Origin of the sequence: Marinicauda algicola (assembly GCF_017161425.1) — a bacterium.
Lineage (GTDB): Bacteria > Pseudomonadota > Alphaproteobacteria > Caulobacterales > Maricaulaceae > Marinicauda > Marinicauda algicola.
The window spans coordinates 459,327-476,383 of the sequence record NZ_CP071057.1; the positions used below are offsets into that span (position 1 = coordinate 459,327).

The window sequence follows — 17,057 nt, forward strand, 5'->3', positions numbered from 1 at the left end:
GGACCCGATCCGGCGCTGCGAGCCGCGGAACATACTCGCAAACGCAATTCTGTCAACGCCGCCTGCGGGCGAAAACCAGCACGGCAATCACGAGATACAGCGCGGCGGTGGCGGAGAAGGCGAGCATCAGCCCGCCGGGGTCCATCGCGTCCATCGCGGCGCCCGAGACCGGTGGGCCGACGAGCGAGCCGAAACCGTAGGCGAAGATGAAGGCGGCGTTGCCCACCGCCAGCATGCCCCCCGTGAGCCGTTCGCCCATCATGGCGAGGCCGAGCGTGTAGAACGCGCCTGCGATCCCGCCATAGAGGAAGATCAGCCCGAACAGGGCGGGCGTGAAGGCTCCGGCCGAAAGGATGACCAGCGGCAGCACGACGCTGGCCCCGGCGACGAGCAGCAGGGTCTGCGGCCGGCCGCGCCGGTCGGCGAGCCCGCCTATGGGGATCTGCAGCGCGATGCCGCCGAGCGCGCCGGTCATCGCGAGCAGGCCGACGAACTGGACGGTCAGCCCGAGGCGTTCGGCATAGACCGGGACAAGGGTGAAGAGACCCGTCTCCAGCGCGCCGTACAGCAGGCCGGCCAGGATCGCCGCCGGGGCGAGGCGCACTGCCGCGAGCATGGCGCGCGGCCCGCTCTCGGCCGGGTTCGGCGCGTCGAGTTCGGGGCCCTTGAGCAGCAGGATCGGAATGGCGCCGATCGCGAAGATGGCGAAGCCCGCAATCCAGGGGGTCCAGCCTTCCGCACCGAGAATCGACAGGACCAGCCCGCCCGATCCGAACCCGCCCGACAGGACGGTGGCATAGACCGCGAGCAGCCGTGCGCGCGCCTCGGGCTTGGCGAGCTGGTTGATCCAGGTCTCGCTGGCCACGAACACGACGGTGACCGCGAGCCCGGTCAGGAAGCGCAGGAGCCACCAGAACCAGACATCGCGCCAGACCGGAAAGAGGAGGATGCCGACGGCCGTGAAGACGAGGCTCGCCACCATCGCGCCGCGGGCTGGAGACCGGCTCAGCAGGATCGGGATGAAGGGCGTCGCCACGAGCGTGGAGAGCGCCGCCGCCGTCGTGTTCCAGCCGACGACGACCGCCGAGCCCGTCATGGCCTCGAGGTTCAGCGAGACCAGCGGCATCAGCAGACCGAAGCCGCAGCCCGACAACGCGGCGGCGAGCATCGCCGCGGCGAGGGAACGGGCGCGCCCGTGAAGGGGGTCGGTCAGCAGTCTGGCGATCATGGGGCGGGCTTATAGCCGGGCGATGCGCCGGCGTCCCGCCCTGTATGACACCATCAGGGGGCGCGGGCGTCCGCCGAGTGCGGGCAGGGCCATGGCCGCGAAGGGCTCGACCGGTGTGCCCTTCAGGGCGCGCTCGGCTGCTTCCGGAGAGAGCCAGACCAGCCGGTCCATGCTGCCGCGCACCTTCAGCGAATTGGTCACGCGCGCCAGCGGCGCGGCGAAGACCCGGACATGAGCCCGCTCGGGCGCCTCGACCGGCGAGATCGCGCGGCCGAGATAGGTGAGGGCCTCGCGGTCCGGTTCCAGGCGATGGCGCAAGAGCCGCGCCCAGAGGCCGGGCGAGGGCAGGTCGGTTTCCGGATCGAGGGCGGGGCGCGCGATCAGCATGCCGAGCCGCTCGAAGCCGGCGCGCAGGGCGGCGTCCATGAAGGCGGGCGCGCGCGTCTGCGGCGCGCCGAGACGCGTCTTCGAGATGCGTTCGTCGCCGGCCGGTCGGCCGTCGGCCCGTTCGAGCGCTGCCATGGGCAGGCGTGCCTCTCCGTCGACCCGGCCGAGCGCGAGCTTGCGCGCATGGGGATCGGCGATGATCAGCGCGCTCATGTCCTTTGCCCGTCGGCTCATAGCTCCTCCAGCTTCGGCCCCGACCTCGTGACCCGCGCGCAGCGCACCGGCGCGCGCCCTTTGAGGTGGGCATCCAGTTCGGCCAATACGAAACGGGTTATGATCGGAATGTCGAGGCTCCCCGCCTCCTCGAGGCTGACCCAGCGCAGGTCCTCCAGCTCGCCCGAGCCGGCGAGTTCGGTGCCGCCATGGACCGCTTCGGCGTCGGCGCGGAAGAAGAAGGCGTCGAAGCGGCGCGGCCGGCCGGGGGGCGTGATGGCCCGTGCGACGATGTCCAGGGGCTCTGCCGAGGGCGCCGCGCCGGCTTCGGCGAAGGGTGCCCATTCCGGCTTCGGCTTCTCGATCCGGCCCGGCTCGGCGATCAGCAGCCCCGTCTCCTCGGCGGTCTCGCGGATCGCCGCGGCGGCGGCGGCCCGGACGCGGCGCTCGGGCAGAACCCGGCTCAGCACTTCACGCACCTGCTCGCGCGGCTCGGAGGCGAGGGGCGCAAAGCCGTCGCGCCGGTCGACCCGTCCCCCGGGGAAGACGTACTTCTGAGGCATGAAGACATGCCCGCCCGAGCGCCGCCCGAGCAGGAGCTCCACCTCGCCGCGATGACGCTTGCGCGTCAGGATCAGCGAGGCGGCGAGCTTGGGGCGCAGCGGCCGCGATGTCGTTTCCGGTTTCGTTATGGCTCTACCGTCGGGCTCGGGGCTTGCGTTCCGGGCGCTGGCCCGGCTTGCTGCGGCCCTTTTTCGGGCGCGGCGAGGACCGGCGCCCTCTACCGGGCTTTGTACCCGATTCCGGCGGCGTCAGGATGTCCACGAGCAGCCCGCCCGTGATCGGCGCCGCCTCCACCAGGCGCACGGTGACGTCCATGCCGAGCCGGTAGGTCGCGCCCGTGCGCTCCCCGACGAGGGCGTGGGCGCGCTCGTCGTGGCGGAAGAAGTCGTCGCCGAGCTTGGAGATCGGGCACAGCGCGTCCGCGCCGGTCTCCGCGAGCCGGATGAAGGCCCCGAACCGGGTCACGCCGGTGATGCGGCCCTTGAACTCCTGGTCGATCCGGTCGGCGAGGAAGCCGGCGATGAAGCGGTCGGTCGCATCTCGCTCGGCGGCCATGGCGCGGCGCTCGTTGGAGGTGGTTTCCTCCGCGATCGCCTGCAGCTGGCTGCGTTCCTCGTCGCTCTGGCCCCCGTCCCCGAGATCGTAGGCGCGGATGAGGGCCCGGTGGACGGTGAGATCGGCATAGCGCCGGATCGGCGAGGTGAAGTGGGCGTACTTGGCGAGATTGAGCCCGAAATGGCCGATATTGTCGGTGTCGTAGACCGCCTGGGACTGGCTTCGAAGCACGACCTCGTTGACCGTCTCGTAGTGCGGGCCGCCCTTGGCGCGTTCCAGCACCGCGTTGAAGCGCTTCGGCGTGACGCGCTCGCCCTTGGTCCATTTCAGCCCGACATTGGGCAGGAAATCGGCGAGGTTCTCCAGCTTCTCCGAGCCCGGCTCGTCGTGGATGCGATAGATCATTGGCGTGCGCCTGGCCTCCAGCGCCTCGGCGGCGGCGACGTTCGCCTGGATCATGAACTCCTCGATCAGGCGCATCGTGTCGAGGCGCTCGCGTGCCTCCACGCCGGTGACATTGCCGGCCTCGTCCACCCTGACCTTGCGTTCGGGCGCGTCGATCTCCAGCGGCTCGCGCCGGTCGCGCTCCTGCTTGAGCGCCTGATAGGCGCCCCAGAGCGGATCGAGCACGTCGCGTCTGATCTTCTCCGCCGTCCCCTTGCCCTTGCCGTCGAGCGCGGCCTGGGCGGCCTGGTAGGACAGCTTGGCATGGCTCTTCATCCAGCCGCGGATGAAGCGGTGGGACTTCTTGCGCCCGTGCCTGTCGAAGACCATGCGCACGGCCAGACACGGGCGCTCTTCCTTCTCGCGCAGCGAGCACAGGTCGTTGGACAGGCGTTCGGGCAGCATCGGCACGACGCGGTCGGGCAGGTAGACCGAGACCCCGCGCTTCCTCGCGCCGCGATCGAGCGGCGAGCCGCCGGTGACGTAGGCCGCCACGTCCGCGATCGCGACCCAGACGACCCAGCCGCCCTCGTTCTTCGGGTCGTCGTCGGGCTGCGCGCAGACCGCGTCGTCGTGGTCGCGCGCCTCCTCCGGGTCGATGGTGATGAGCGGGATGTCGCGCAGGTCCTCGCGCTTGCCCATCTTCGCGGGCTTGAGCTTCTCCACCTGGGCGAGCTCGGCCTCGGCGAATTTCTGCGGGATGCCGTGTTCCTCGAGCGCGATGACCGAGCCGGCCCGCGGGGAATCGGCGGATCCAAGCACCTCCTCGATCACCCCGGTCTTCAGGCCGTGCGTACGCCCACCGGCTATGCGCACGAGGACGAGATCGCCGTCCTGGGCCTTCTCGCCTTCGCCCCTGGCCGGGACGAGTTCGTGCTTGGTACGCTTGTCGACCGGCTTCAGGCGCCCGCCGCGGCCGTGCTTGCCGGCCTGGTAGACGCAGAGGATGCGGTCGATCTTCTCCTGGCCGCCGAGCGGCCTGATCAGCCGGGCCTCGTAGCTGCCGTCATCCTCGCGCTTCAGTCGCGCGAGCACCTTGTCGCCGAGCCCGAGCGCCAGCGCGCCGGCCTTGCCCTTGCCGTCGGAGGGGGCAAGGCGGATGAGCGGGCCCTTGAGCTCGTCCTTGACCGGTTCGCAGATCAGCTCGCCGTCAATGTCCATGTCGGAGATGACCAGCACGGTTACCGGGGGCAGGCCGGAGGCGAGGGCGTACTCCTTGCGCCCGGTCTTGCGGATCGCGCCCTCGTCCTCGAGCCGGCGCAGGGCGTCCTTCAGCGCGGCGCGCTGATCGCCCTTCAGCGACAGCGCCCGCGCGATCTCGCGCTTGGTGAAGCGGCCTTCGCCGAGCTTCACCGCCTCGATGACGGCTTCGCGGGTGAACCCGCCTTCCTGGAATGGATCGTCGCTCAAAACGCCTGACTATGCCTTCTTCTTCGATGCGGTCTTCTTAGCCGAGCCGGACTTCGCCGTCTTGGCCTTCGTCGCCGTCTTCGAAGAACTCTTCCTGGCCGTCTTGCGTTTCGTGCCGCCCTTGGCCGCCTTCGCCTTTATCAGCTCGACCGCCTGGGCAAGCGTCACGGCTTCCGGGTCCATGCCCTTGGGCAGGGTGGCGTTGATCTTGCCGTGCCTCACGTAGGGCCCGTAACGCCCCTTCATGACCTGGATGGCGCCGCCCTCCTCGGGATGTTCGCCGAGGTCCTTCAGCGGTTCCGCTCCGCCGCGAGCGCCCCGGCTCTGCTTCTTCTCCTCGATGAGGGTGACGGCGCGATTGAGGCCGATCTCGAACACCTCCTCGATATTGGGCAGGTTGGCGTAGGTCTTGCCGTGCTTCACGAACGGGCCGTAGCGTCCGAGCCCGGCCTCGATCGGCTCGCCGTCCTCGGGGTGCTTGCCCACTTCGCGCGGCAGGCGCAGCAGCATAAGCGCCTTGTCGAGGGTCATGTCCTCGACGTCCCAGCCTTTCGGGACGGAGGACCGCCTGGGCTTGTCCTCGCCTGGAACGGCCATCTCGACATAGGGGCCGAAGCGGCCGTCCTTGAGGAACACCTTCTCGCCGGTTTCGGGATCCTCGCCGAGTTCGCCATCGCCCTCGATGCCGTTGCCAGAGCCGTCCGCTCCGCCGAGCTGGCGGGTGAAGCGGCAGTCGGGATAGTTCGAACAGCCCACGAAGGCGCCGTGACGCCCGAGGCGCAGCGAAAGCTGGCCCTCATTGCATTTCGGGCAGACGCGCGGGTCCGAGCCGTCCTCGCGCGGCGGGTAGATCAGCGGCGCGAGCGCCTCGTTCATCGCGTCGATCACATCCCCGATCCTGAGATCGGAAATGCCCTCCACGCTGGCCGAGAAGTCCGCCCAGAAGCGGCGCAGGAGTTCCTTCCAGTCGAGATCGCCGCTGGAGACCTTGTCGAGCTGGTCTTCGAGATCCGCGGTGAAGTCGTACTCGACATAGCGGGTGAAGAAGTTTTCCAGAAACGCGATGACGACGCGGCCTTTGTCCTCGGGCACGAAGCGCTTGTCCTCCATGCGGACATAGTCGCGGTCGCGCAGCACGGACAGGACGCTTGCATAGGTCGAGGGCCGGCCGATGCCGAGCTCTTCCATCTTCTTCACGAGCGAGGCTTCGGTATAGCGCGGCGGCGGCTGGGTGAAGTGCTGCTCGGTATAGGTCGTTTCCGCCTTCGCCGGGGCGCCCTGGCTCACCTTGGGCAGGCGGCTTTCCTTCTCGTCCTCCTCGTCGTCGCGGCCCTCCTGGTAGAGGGTGAAGAAGCCGTCGAAGGTGACCACCGATCCCGTGGCGCGCAGGGCCAGCGAGCCGTCTGCGTTCTCCAGGTCGATGGTCGTGCGCTCCAGCCGGGCGCTCTCCATCTGGCTCGCCACGGCGCGCTTCCAGATCAGCTCGTAGAGCCGGGCCTGGTCGGAATCCAGGCGGATGGAGCCGGGCTTGCGGGCAAAGCTCGTCGGGCGGATCGCCTCGTGGGCTTCCTGCGCGTTCTTGGCCTTGGAGGAGTACGCACGGGGGACGTCAGGCACATACTGCTCGCCGTAAGTCTCCCCGATCGTGCGCCGGGCGGCAGCCACGGCGCTTCCATCCATCTGCACGCCGTCGGTACGCATGTAGGTGATGAGGCCGACCGTCTCCCCGCCGAGATCGACACCCTCATAGAGGCGCTGGGCGGTGCGCATGGTGCGCGCGGCGTCGAAGCCGAGCTTCCTTGCCGCCTCCTGCTGAAGGGTGGAGGTGGTGAACGGCGGGGGCGGGTTGCGCTTGGTGGGCTTCGCCTCGACCGCGGCGATGGTGAAGTCGGCGGACCTGATCGCTCTCTCGGCGGCGCGCGCGCGCGTCTCCTCGCCGATGGTCAGGCGCGTGATCTTCTCGTTCTCGAAGCGCGTCAGCTTGGCCCGGAAGGCGTCGCTGCCGTCCGAACGCACATCGGCCTCGACCGACCAGTACTCCTGGGGACGGAAGCGCTCGATCTCGCTCTCGCGCTCGGTGATGAGGCGTAGTGCGACCGATTGCACCCGGCCGGCCGACTTGGCACCGGGCAGCTTGCGCCAGAGGACCGGGGAGAGGGTGAAGCCCACCAGATAGTCGAGCGCGCGCCGGGCGAGATAGGCCTCTACCAGCTCCATGTCGATCTCGCGCGGATGGGCGATCGCCTCTTCCACCGCCTTCTTGGTGATGGCGTTGAAGGCGACGCGCTGGATCGTCTTGCCCTTGAGCGCGCGGCGCTTGTTCAGCGCTTCGAGCAGGTGCCAGCTGATCGCCTCGCCCTCGCGATCCGGGTCGGTGGCGAGGATCAGGCGGTCGGCGTCCTTCAGCGCGTCGGCGATGGCCTTGATCTTGGGGGCGGACTTGGCATCCACCTCCCATTCCATCGCGAAATCCTCCTCCGGCCTGACCGAGCCGTCCTTGGCGGGCAGGTCGCGAACGTGGCCGAAGCTCGCCAGGACCGTGTAGTCCTTGCCGAGATACTTGTTGATGGTCTTGGCCTTGGCCGGGGATTCGACGACGACGACATTCATGGGGAAAGACTCGACAGGCTGGTCCGGCCGGAACGCCCGGCGAACGGCGGGGGAAGTTGAGGTAGGCCCTCGGCCAAGTCAACCAAGGTCTGCGCTTGCACGCGATAGTTTTATTAGATAACGATACCTGCAAAGGTTGTTATCTGCCCGGTGGCACCCATGTCGCGCTCTTTCGACGATCCGCTGACCCATATCGGGGACATGCGCCATGAGCCCGCCACGGCCGCGGGCTATCTCGTGGAGCTGCTGGATTCCGCCGCCCTCCTGGCGCTCGCAGCCGATCTTCCCAATTCGAGCGCCATGCTCTCGGCCTGCGCGAAGCTCGTCGAACAGGAATGCCTCAACGTCACGAGGCGCGAGCCGGTCCAGCCGGGCCGGCGCTAGCTTTCCGGCCAGGCCATCCGTGCCATCCCGCCAGGCAAGAGTTCGGCCCGCCCGGCGAGTTCGAGCTCGACGAGGGCTGCCATGACCGCCTGCGGCGAGGCGCCGAGCTGTCGCGTGAGTTCGTCGCGCGAAATCGGCGTGGGCGAGAGCAGACCGGCCACGCTCTCCCGGATCGCGTCGGCCTCGGCCTCTATGCGACCGGGCTCGGGCATGTCGTCCTCATAGTCGTGATCGCCGGGCTCCTCGAAGCGCGGCCGGCTCGCGCCCTGCAGCACGGCGATGACGTCCTCGGCGCTCTCCACCAGCGCCGCACCCTCGCGCAGCAGCCGGTTGGTCCCCTTCGCCCGCGGATCGAGCGGGGAGCCCGGCACGGCCATCACCTCGCGGTTCTGCTCAAGGGCATAGCGCGCGGTGATCAGCGTCCCCGAGCGTTCGGCCGCCTCGATCACCAGTACGCCGAGCGATAGCCCGGAGATCAGCCGGTTGCGGCGCGGGAAGTCGCGCGCGCCGGCCTGGTAGCGCGGATGGGACTCGCTCACCACGAGGCCCTGTTCGGCGATGGCCCGGTAGAGCGCTTCGTGCTGGGGCGGGTAGATGTGCTCCAGCCCGCCGGCGAGAACCGCGATCGTGCCGGTCTCCAGGCTGGCGGCGTGCGCCGCGCCGTCGATGCCGCGGGCAAGGCCGGAGACGATGACGATGCCGCGCTGCCCGAGTTCGCGCGCTATGGTCCCCGCGAATCTTATCCCGATGCCCGAGGCATTGCGCGAGCCGACCATGGCGCAGGCCGGCTTCGCGTCCGGGTCGAGCGGGCCGAGCACCGAGATTACCGGCGGCGGCGGATCGATGACCGCGAGGCCCTTCGGGAAACCCGGCTCGCAGGCGCACAGGAGACGCGCACCGATGCGCTCCAGTGCCGCGATCTCGTCCTCGGCCTCGCTGCGGGAGACGACCTTCATCGGATCCACGCGCCCGCCGCGCCTGGCCAGGCGCGGCAGCGCCTCGATGGCCGCCTCGGGTGCGGAGAACCGCTCGATGAGCTTGGCGAAGGTGACCGGTCCGACCCCCGGCGTGCGCGCGAGACGGAGCCAGTCCGTGCGCTGGCCCGCCGAGAGGTCGCGGCGCTTCACGTCTTCTTCGCCCCGATGCGCGGCTCGGTGCCGTTCAGCAGCCGCTGGATATTCGCGCCGTGGCGCCAGTAGAGCAGGGCGGCGAGGAAGACCGCGAGGATCGCCACGTCCTCGCGTGCGAAGGCGAGCGCCAGGAGCGGAGCCGCCGCGGCGGCCACGAGCGCGGAGAGCGAGGAGATGCGCGCCACCAGCGCCATGCCGAGCCACGTGGCGCAGACCAGCAGGCCGACAGGCCAGTGGGCGGCGATGAGGGTGCCGAGGAAGGTCGCGACGCCCTTCCCGCCCTTGAAGTTGAGCCAGATCGGGAAGCAGTGGCCGAGAAAGGCCGCCCCGCCTGCGACCAGCCCGGCCGGGGTGGAGACCGCGAAGGTGAAGATCAGGCAGGCGATCCCGGCCTTGCCCGCGTCGAGGACGAGCGTGGCCAGGGCGAGATCCTTGCGGCCCGTACGCAGCACGTTGGTTGCGCCGATATTGCCCGAGCCGACCGCTCGGATGTCGCCGAGACCGGCCACGCGCGTCAGCACCAGACCGAAGGGAATCGAGCCCAGCAGGTAGCCCGCCACGGCGGCCAGGATGAGCAGCGGATCGAGCCCCATTTCGCCCCTCAGGTTTCAGGTTGCAGGATGATCGCGCCTTCCACGAAAGACATCAAGACTTTCCCGAACAGGCGCCGGCCGGAAAAGGCGCTCGAGCCCTGGCTCACCGTCCCGGTCCGCCCGTGGACGACGGGCGCGGCCGGGTCGAGTATCAGCAGGTCCGCCGGAGCGCCTTCCTCGATCCGGCCCTGGGGCAGGCCCAGGAGGTCGGCCGGGCCGCTCGTCACCGGGCGCAGGGCCTGCAGGAGGGAGAGCCGGCCTTCCTCGACGAGCGAGACGAGGGCGGGCAGCAGGGCTTCGAGATTGGACGAGCCGGGCAGGGCATCGGCGAAGGGATTGGCCTTGTCGACGCGGCTGACCGGCACGTGATCGGAGACCACGGCATCGATGAGCCCCTCGCGCACCGCCTCGATCAGCGCCTCGCGATCCTCCTGGCTGCGAAGCGGCGGCTCCAGGCGGTAGCGCGCATCGAAATTGCCGGCATCTATCTCGTTGAACATGAGATGGGTGACCGGCGCGGTCGCGGCGATCTCCAGCCCGCGGCGCTTGGCGGCGCGCAGGGCGATGAGCCCCTCCGCGGTGGTGACGCGGTCGAGGATCAGGCGTCCCCCGGTCAGCTCCACGAGCCCCGCATCGCGCTCGGCCGCGAGGCGCTCGGAGACGCCGGGCCGGGTGGCGAGCCCCATGCGCACCGACATGTCGCTCTCGTGGGCGACCGTTCCGGCCGCGAGATGGGCGTCCTCGGGCCGCAGGCTCACCCAGGCCTCGAACCCGCCGGCATAGGACAGGATGCGGCGTACCAGGCGGGAATCGGCGATCGGCCGTCCGCCATCGCCGACGTAGAGCGCGCCGGCGCGCAGCATCAGGCCGATCTCGGCCATCTCCCCGTCGTGCGCCGCGAGACCCCCGGCGTGGACGCGCACCGGCAGGGTGAGGGCGCGGGCCTCGACGAGCTCGATGTCTTCCGGCCTGGCGAGCCCGTGTCCGCTTTCCGGCGCCAGGACCAGCGTGCCGATCCCGCCCGCGGCGGCGGCGCGCGCGGTGGTGTCGAGGCGTTCCGGCGCGCCGGGGCCGGGCTCGCAGGCCGTCGCGCGCAGGTCGACCAGGGCGGGGCAGAGGATGCGACCCTTCGCCTCGATCTCCTCCTCGCCCTCGCCCGCGGCGAGACCGTCGCCGATCTCGGCGATCAGCCCGTCGGCGATCCGCAAATCGGCCTCGTACTCGCGGTCCGAAGCCGGGTCGGCGATCTTTGCTCCGGTGATGAGAAAGCGGCTCATCGATCGTCCTCGTAGCGCATGTTCGGGGCCCGGCTGGCGACCATCTCCAGGATCGCCATGCGGATCGCGACGCCGGATTCGACCTGTTCGAGAATCACCGACCGGTCCGGATCGTCGGCCAGCGCGGGGTGGATCTCCACGCCGCGATTCATCGGGCCGGGATGCATGACGAGACAGTCGGGCTTCGCCGCCTCGAGGCGCTTGTGGGTGAGGCCGTAGAGCGCGGCATACTCGCGCTCGGACGGGATCAGTCCGCCGCTCATGCGCTCGCGCTGGAGCCTCAGGGTCATCACCGCGTCGCAGTCCTCCAGCGCCGCGTCGAGGTCGTGGAAGACGGTGGCCCCCCAGCGGTCCGCGTCGGGCGGCAGCAGCGTCGCCGGTCCGCACAGACGCACCTCGGCATTGAGGAGGTTCATCAGGGAAACGTTCGAGCGCGCGACCCGCGAGTGGGCGATGTCGCCGACGATGGCGATCCGCCTGCCGCCGATCTCGCCCCAGTGGCGCGACAGCGTGAACACGTCGAGCAGGGCCTGGGAGGGATGCTCGTGCGCGCCGTCTCCGGCATTGATCGTGGAGATGCCGGTCACGTCGGCGAAGAAGGCCGCCGCGCCAGCGCTCTGATGGCGCACGACCAGCAGGTCCGGGTTCATCGCGGCGAGCGTCTCGGCGGTGTCGGCCAGACTCTCGCCCTTCTTCGTCGAGGCGTTGCCGGCGGAGAAGTTCACCACGTCCGCGCCGAGGCGCTTGCCGGCAAGCTCGAAGCTGGCGAGCGTGCGCGTGGAGGGCTCGAAGAAGAGGTTGATCTGGGTCAGGCCCTTTAGGGCGTCGAGCTTCTTGTTCGGTTCGCGATTGCGCTCGAAATGCTCGCCCGCGCGCTCGAATAGCATCTGCACGTCGAGCGGGTTGAGCGAACCCGCGCTCAACAGATTGCGGTGAGGGAAGTCGTAGGCGAAGCTGGCGCGTCCCATCGATACGGGTCCCTCCGGGCCGAAGCGTTGCGGGGGTATAAGGGCGCGCCCCCTTTGCGGCAAGCCTCTCAGAGCGCGAGCGCCAGCCAGACGAAGACCGGCGAGGTCGCGGCGCTCGCGAGCACGCTCGCCGTGATCATCCCCGCGGTCAGTCCCTCCTCGCCCTCGAACTCGGCGACGAGGGCGAACACGAAGGCGGCGGTCGGGGAGCTCGCCGCGATGAGGACGATGGCCAGCGTCTCGCCGGAGAAACCGGCCGCCAGCGCGAAGGCGAGGAAGATGAGCGGCGAGGCGAGGGCTCGCATCCCCGCGGCCGAGGCGAGCACCTTGTAGCGGCCCTTCAGCGCGCCGAAATCGAGCCCGGCCCCGATCGCGAGCAGGATCACGCTGATCGAGCCGGAGGCCACGATGTCGAGCGGGCGCATCAGCTGCCCGGCCCGCTCGAGCGGGGTGAAGCTGGCCGCGAGGCCGAGGATCACCCCGAGCACGAGAGGGTCGGTGGCGAGGCCGCCGAGCCTCACCGGCCCGCTGCCCCGGGCGACCGCGTAGCGCGCGATGAGGGTAGCGAGCAGGGAGCCCGGTACCAGCACCCGGATCGCGGTCTCCTCCGCCTGTGCGCCGAAGATGCTCGTGGCGAGCGCGAGCACCAGGACGATGTTCCAGACGCTCGTCACCGCGACGAAGGCCCCGATGACACGGGGCTCCCTGGAGATGAGGCGGATCAGGGCGAATCCGCAGGCGGCCAGTGTCGCGATGCCGGCCAGGGAAAGGGCGGTGAGGCGCAGCGCGTCCGGTCCGGCGAACTCGGTGCGCGCGAGCGTCACGAAGAGCAGCGAGGGCAGCAGGACGCGGTAGTTCAGCGTATTGACGCCGCGCCAGGACGCGCGCGGGATCAGCCCGCTCGCGCGCACGCCGTAGCCGATCGCGATCACGACGAAGACCGGAAGGAAGCCGAACAGGATCTGAGCCGTCATGACAGCGCGAACCCGATCCAGAGCGGCAGGGAGATCGCGGCGAGCAGGGTGGTGGCCGTGACGTGCCCGGCGGTCAGGCGCGCGTCCCCGCCCATCTCCCGGGCGAGCACGTAGCTCGCCGCCGCGCCCGGGGTGGCGCCCACCGCGGTGAGCACGGCCAGCGCGACGCCTTCCACCCCGAAGGCGAGACCGAGGGCGTAGAACACGGCCGGCGCGAGCACGAGCTTCAGCGCCACGGCGAGGGTGAGCAGTTGCGGGCGCGCCTTCAGCGCCGAAAAGTCGAGCCCGGCCCCGATGGCGAGCAGGATCAGCGGCAGCGCAGCCCGGCCGGCGAGCGCGGCGGTGTCGGCGACCGGTCCGGTCTGGAACACGCCGGCGACATTGGCCGCCGCACCGGCGACGCAGCCCAGGATCAGCGGATTGGTGACGATGCGCATGACGATGGCGCGCCGGTTCAGCCTGCGCTCGCTCTCTCCCCAGACCGAGAGCACGGCGACGCACATCACGTTGATCAGCGGCACGGTCGGGGCGAAAACCAGGGCGGCGAGGGCCGCGCCCTCCGGCCCGAAGACCGGCGCGGCGAGTGCCAGCAGCACGAAGCCGTTCCAGCGCACCGCGCCCTGGAAGAGGCTGGTATAGGCCGGCCCGTCTATCGGCAGCGGCCGGAAAAGGAGCGCGATCGCGCCCATCGCCACGAAGCCGAGCGTTACCGCCACGAGAAACGTGCCGGCGGGAAGGCCCGCATAGTCGGCGCGGCTGATCGTGGAGAAGAGCAGGGCGGGCAGGAGCGCCTGATAGCTCAGGCGATTGATCCCGCCCCAGAGCTCGGCCGCGACGAGCCGGCTCCGGCGCAAGCCCCAGCCGAGCGCGATCACGCCGAAGATCGGTATGAGAGCCTCGAGGACGGGGTTCAACTCTGTCCGCCTCCGGCCTGCTGCTCGATGCGCTCGATGGCGCTGGCAAGGATGACCGCCGCGGCCTCGGCATCGATCATCGCCTTGTGTCCGGCGGGTTTCACGCCCGCCTCGATCAGGCGTTCGGCCGCGGCGAAGGTCGACAGGCGCTCGTCCTCGTAGGCGACCGGCAGGTCCCGGATGCGCAGGAGATTCGTCACGAAGCTGCGCGCCGACTGCGCGCGCCGCCCGTCGCCTCCGTCCATGTGCAGCGGCAGGCCGACGACGAGGCCCCTGCACTTGCGCTCGTCGTAGAGTCGCAAGAGTTCGCGGGCGTCCTCGGTGAACTTGGTGCGCGCGATCGTGGTCAGCGGCGTGATGACGGTGCGGTCGGTATTGCAAACCGCGATGCCCAGCGTCTTCGATCCGGGATCGACGCCCATCAGCGGGCCCTTGGGAAGATGGGACGGATCGAGGAACAGCATGGCGCGCGAGTTACACCCGCGACGGCGCGAATGCAAAGGGATCAGTCCGGTCCCGTGCGTGCCCTGATCAGCCGCTCGGCCGCCTCGCTGGCGGGCAGGGTGCCCTTCGCGACGGCCTCTTCCAGCGCGGGCGCGGCAGACCTCACCCCTTCGTCGGACCTGAAGCGGGAGAGCACTGCCTCCTCCACCAGCGACCAGAGCCAGCGCACCTGCTGGCCGCGCCGGCGCTGCTCGAGTTCGCCCGCGCCCTCGAGCGCCTCGCGGTGCTTCTCGATCGTTTCCCAGAGCGTGTCGATGTTCGTGCGTTCGAGCGCCGAGCCGGTGAGCACGACGGGGTTCCAGTTCGGGCTGGCCGGCGCGAAGAGGTGCAGCGCGGCCTCGAGGTCGCGCGCGGCGCGCCGGGCGCGCTTCTCGTTCTCGCCCTCGGCCTTGTTCACGAAGAGGATCTCGGCAAGTTCCAGGATGCCCTTCTTGATGCCCTGCAGCTCGTCGCCGGCGCCGGGCAGCATCAGGGCGACGAAGACGTCCACCATGTCGGCGACGACGGTCTCCGACTGGCCGACCCCTACCGTCTCCACGATCACCACGTCATAGCCCGCCGCCTCGCACAGCAGCATGGATTCGCGCGTCTTCTTCGCGACCCCGCCGAGCGTGCCGGCGGCCGGGGAGGGGCGGATGAAGGCGTGCGGATCGGTGGCGAGTTCGCCCATGCGGGTCTTGTCGCCGAGGATCGAGCCCCTTGTGCGCGAGGAGGACGGATCGACGGCCAGCACCGCGACGCGTTTTCCCTGTCCGGTCAGGTGCTTGCCCAGTGCCTCGATGAGCGTGGACTTGCCCACCCCCGGCACACCGGTCAGACCGATGCGCCAGGCCCTGCCGGTGGCGTCCATCACCTCGGTTAGGATCTCGCGCGCCTCGCGCTGGTGCTCGGCCCGGGTGGATTCCACCCTGGTGATCGCGCGCGCCAGCGCGGCGCGGTCGCCATCGAGGAGTTTTCGGGCCAGCTCGTTCATGGGCGCGACTTCACGGCGTTTCGCCCGGCAAGGCAAGCGGGGGCGCACAGGGGCCGGCTCGTCTTCCCGCTCTTCCACCGCCATCAGCCGCTATCGCGCCGTCATCTCCCTCTAGCTTGCCACCCCCGGACCGCTATCTCAGGCTCACCGCCGTTCCCGACACCGAGACCATCAGCATCGAACCCTGCTCGCCGATCACCTCGTAGTCGAGATCGACGCCGACGACCGCGTCCGCGCCGCGCCGGCGGGCCTCCTCCTCCAGCTCGCCGAAGGCGATCTCGCGCGCCTCGCGCAGCGACTTCTCGTAACTGCCCGAGCGCCCGCCGACGAGATCGCGGATTCCCGCGAACAGGTCGCGGAACATGTGCGCGCCAAGGATCGCCTCGCCGGTGACGACGCCGTGATACTCGGTGATGGTCCTGCCTTCGACGCCCGGCGTGGTGGTCACGATCATCATCATACTCCCTCTGGTGATGGACGGGGAAAGCTAGCGGGCGCGGGCGCCCGATGAAAGCCGCGCATCGACTGGACGATCATGCGCGTTATCCTCTGCCCATGCCGACCGATCTCTCCCCCGCCGCGCGCATGCGCATCGCCGCGACCGCCGCGCTCGTCGCCATGGCCTTCGTGTTCGCCGCCACCCATGTCTGGGGGCGCGACGAAGGGCTCTGGGGCTATGTGCGCGCCTTCGCCGAGGCGGGGCTGGTGGGCGGGCTCGCGGACTGGTTCGCCGTGACGGCCATCTTCCGCCGCCCGCTGGGGCTTCCCATCCCGCACACCGCGGTCATCCCGAGGAACAAGCAGCGCATCGCCGACGCGGTCGGGCGCTTCATCGCGGACAATTTCCTCGATCCCGCGCTCGTCGGGCAGCGCCTGAAACAGGCCGATCCCGGCGAACAGATCGGGCGCCTGCTCGCCGACCGGTCCCAGGCCCGCAGAATCGCCGACGGCCTCGTCGGCGCGCTGCCCGACCTGCTGGCTTTCCTCGACGACGAAGCGGTGGCGCGCTTCTGGCGCGAGCGGCTGTCGGAGCAGGCGAGCGGGGCGCGCCTCGCCCCGGCCTTCGGCGCGGTGCTGCAGGCGGTCACCGCGGAGGGCCGCCACCACGCCCTGCTCAACGCCGCGCTGGACGAGGCGTTCAGGGCGCTCGAGGAGAACGAGGCACGCATCCGCGACGCGGTCAGGAACCAGACCCCGCGCCTGTTGCGCTATACCCGCCTCGACAAGCCGGTCGCGGACCGTGCCATCGCGGCGATCGAGGAACTGCTGCACGATGTCGCGACCGAGCCCGGGCACCCGGTGCGCGGCCAGCTCACCCGCATCGTGGAGGACTTCGCGCGCGGGCTGAAGGACGATCCGGCCCTGCAGGCGCGCATCGAGGTGATCGTGGCCGAGACGCTGACCCACCCGGCCGTCGCCGACTTCACGCAGGCCGGCTGGCGCTCGGCCAAGGCCGCGGTGCTGATCGATGCGCGAAGGGGGGAGCGGTCCGAGCTCGCCGGCCATCTCGCCGACGGCCTCGTCACGCTCGGCAAGGCGATCCTCTGCGACCGGGAAGCGCGCGCCGCCTTCAATGCCCGCCTGACGCCCGTCCTCGTCCATCTCGCCGAGCGCCACGGGCCGGACGTCGCGCGCATCGTCTCCGACACCATCGCCAGCTGGGACGCGGACACGATCGTGGACAAGCTCGAAGCCAATGTCGGGCGCGACCTGCAATACATCCGCCTCAACGGCACGCTGATCGGCGGCCTCGTCGGCGTGACGCTGCACGCGGCGACGCATGCGATTTGAAGGTGGGGGAGGCGGACATCCCCGATTCAGGGATCTGAGCGAATGAAGACGGACCCGCGAGGCTCGCTATCAATCTTACAGATAATCTTACAGATATTGTGTCCTCATCTTGCTTCCACGGGGGATTGGCGGCACGCT

General features: G+C 70.0%; 16 protein-coding genes. 2 read left to right on the top strand and 14 right to left on the bottom strand.

Features of this window, described 5'->3' with window-relative positions; translation table 11 throughout:
- Positions 1-52 precede the first annotated feature (52 nt).
- From JW792_RS02275 to topA, 5 genes are all read right to left on the bottom strand, one after another.
- Positions 53-1,228 (bottom strand): MFS transporter, encoded by a 1,176-nt coding sequence (locus JW792_RS02275; protein ID WP_135994278.1) that lies wholly within the window; start codon positions 1,226-1,228, stop codon positions 53-55.
- Between the two features lie 9 nt (positions 1,229-1,237).
- Positions 1,238-1,849 (bottom strand): hypothetical protein, encoded by a 612-nt coding sequence (locus tag JW792_RS02280; RefSeq protein ID WP_135994277.1) that lies wholly within the window; start codon positions 1,847-1,849, stop codon positions 1,238-1,240.
- Complete coding sequence (locus tag JW792_RS02285) at positions 1,846-2,391, bottom strand: NUDIX domain-containing protein (RefSeq protein WP_338125963.1); 546 nt, start codon at positions 2,389-2,391, stop codon at positions 1,846-1,848. Before JW792_RS02285 ends, JW792_RS02280 begins: the two co-directional genes overlap by 4 nt.
- A gap of 133 nt (positions 2,392-2,524) precedes the next feature.
- Positions 2,525-4,801, bottom strand: a complete 2,277-nt coding sequence (gene rnr / locus JW792_RS02290; RefSeq protein WP_135994275.1) for a ribonuclease R — start codon at positions 4,799-4,801, stop codon at positions 2,525-2,527.
- Between the two features lie 9 nt (positions 4,802-4,810).
- Positions 4,811-7,411: a type I DNA topoisomerase gene (gene topA, locus JW792_RS02295; RefSeq protein WP_135994274.1), complete on the bottom strand. Its 2,601-nt coding sequence runs from the start codon at positions 7,409-7,411 to the stop codon at positions 4,811-4,813.
- Positions 7,412-7,570: 159 nt separating this feature from the next.
- Between topA and JW792_RS02300 the strand changes: the two genes are divergently transcribed.
- Positions 7,571-7,795 carry a hypothetical protein gene (locus JW792_RS02300; protein WP_135994273.1) on the top strand — a complete coding sequence of 75 codons (225 nt, stop codon included), beginning with the start codon at positions 7,571-7,573 and terminating at the stop codon, positions 7,793-7,795.
- On the opposite strand, the gene dprA is transcribed toward JW792_RS02300, so the two are convergent.
- From dprA to JW792_RS02345, 9 genes are all read right to left on the bottom strand, one after another.
- Complete coding sequence (gene dprA / locus JW792_RS02305) at positions 7,792-8,922, bottom strand: DNA-processing protein DprA (protein WP_135994272.1); 1,131 nt, start codon at positions 8,920-8,922, stop codon at positions 7,792-7,794. The two genes, JW792_RS02300 and dprA, sit on opposite strands and share 4 nt — an antisense overlap.
- Positions 8,919-9,518, bottom strand: a complete 600-nt coding sequence (gene plsY / locus JW792_RS02310; RefSeq protein WP_135994271.1) for a glycerol-3-phosphate 1-O-acyltransferase PlsY — start codon at positions 9,516-9,518, stop codon at positions 8,919-8,921. The genes dprA and plsY overlap by 4 nt, the downstream gene beginning before the upstream one ends.
- A gap of 8 nt (positions 9,519-9,526) precedes the next feature.
- The gene (locus tag JW792_RS02315) at positions 9,527-10,795 is read right to left on the bottom strand and encodes an amidohydrolase family protein (protein ID WP_135994270.1); all 1,269 of its coding nucleotides are present in this window, start codon (positions 10,793-10,795) and stop codon (positions 9,527-9,529) included.
- Positions 10,792-11,763 (bottom strand): aspartate carbamoyltransferase catalytic subunit, encoded by a 972-nt coding sequence (locus JW792_RS02320; protein WP_135994269.1) that lies wholly within the window; start codon positions 11,761-11,763, stop codon positions 10,792-10,794. Before JW792_RS02320 ends, JW792_RS02315 begins: the two co-directional genes overlap by 4 nt.
- A gap of 68 nt (positions 11,764-11,831) precedes the next feature.
- Positions 11,832-12,737: an AEC family transporter gene (locus JW792_RS02325; protein WP_135994268.1), complete on the bottom strand. Its 906-nt coding sequence runs from the start codon at positions 12,735-12,737 to the stop codon at positions 11,832-11,834.
- Entirely contained in the window at positions 12,734-13,651 is a 918-nt protein-coding gene (locus JW792_RS02330; RefSeq protein ID WP_135994267.1) for an AEC family transporter, read from the bottom strand. Before JW792_RS02330 ends, JW792_RS02325 begins: the two co-directional genes overlap by 4 nt.
- Positions 13,648-14,115: a Holliday junction resolvase RuvX gene (gene ruvX / locus JW792_RS02335; protein WP_135994266.1), complete on the bottom strand. Its 468-nt coding sequence runs from the start codon at positions 14,113-14,115 to the stop codon at positions 13,648-13,650. Before ruvX ends, JW792_RS02330 begins: the two co-directional genes overlap by 4 nt.
- A 41-nt stretch (positions 14,116-14,156) precedes the next feature.
- Entirely contained in the window at positions 14,157-15,128 is a 972-nt protein-coding gene (gene meaB / locus JW792_RS02340) for a methylmalonyl Co-A mutase-associated GTPase MeaB (protein ID WP_135994265.1), read from the bottom strand.
- A 133-nt stretch (positions 15,129-15,261) separates the two neighbouring features.
- Entirely contained in the window at positions 15,262-15,582 is a 321-nt protein-coding gene (locus JW792_RS02345; protein WP_135995222.1) for a heavy metal-binding domain-containing protein, read from the bottom strand.
- Between the two features lie 101 nt (positions 15,583-15,683).
- On the opposite strand from JW792_RS02345, the gene JW792_RS02350 reads away from it, so the two are divergent.
- Positions 15,684-16,919 (top strand): DUF445 domain-containing protein, encoded by a 1,236-nt coding sequence (locus JW792_RS02350; RefSeq protein WP_158291501.1) that lies wholly within the window; start codon positions 15,684-15,686, stop codon positions 16,917-16,919.
- The last annotated feature ends 138 nt before the right edge of the window (positions 16,920-17,057 follow it).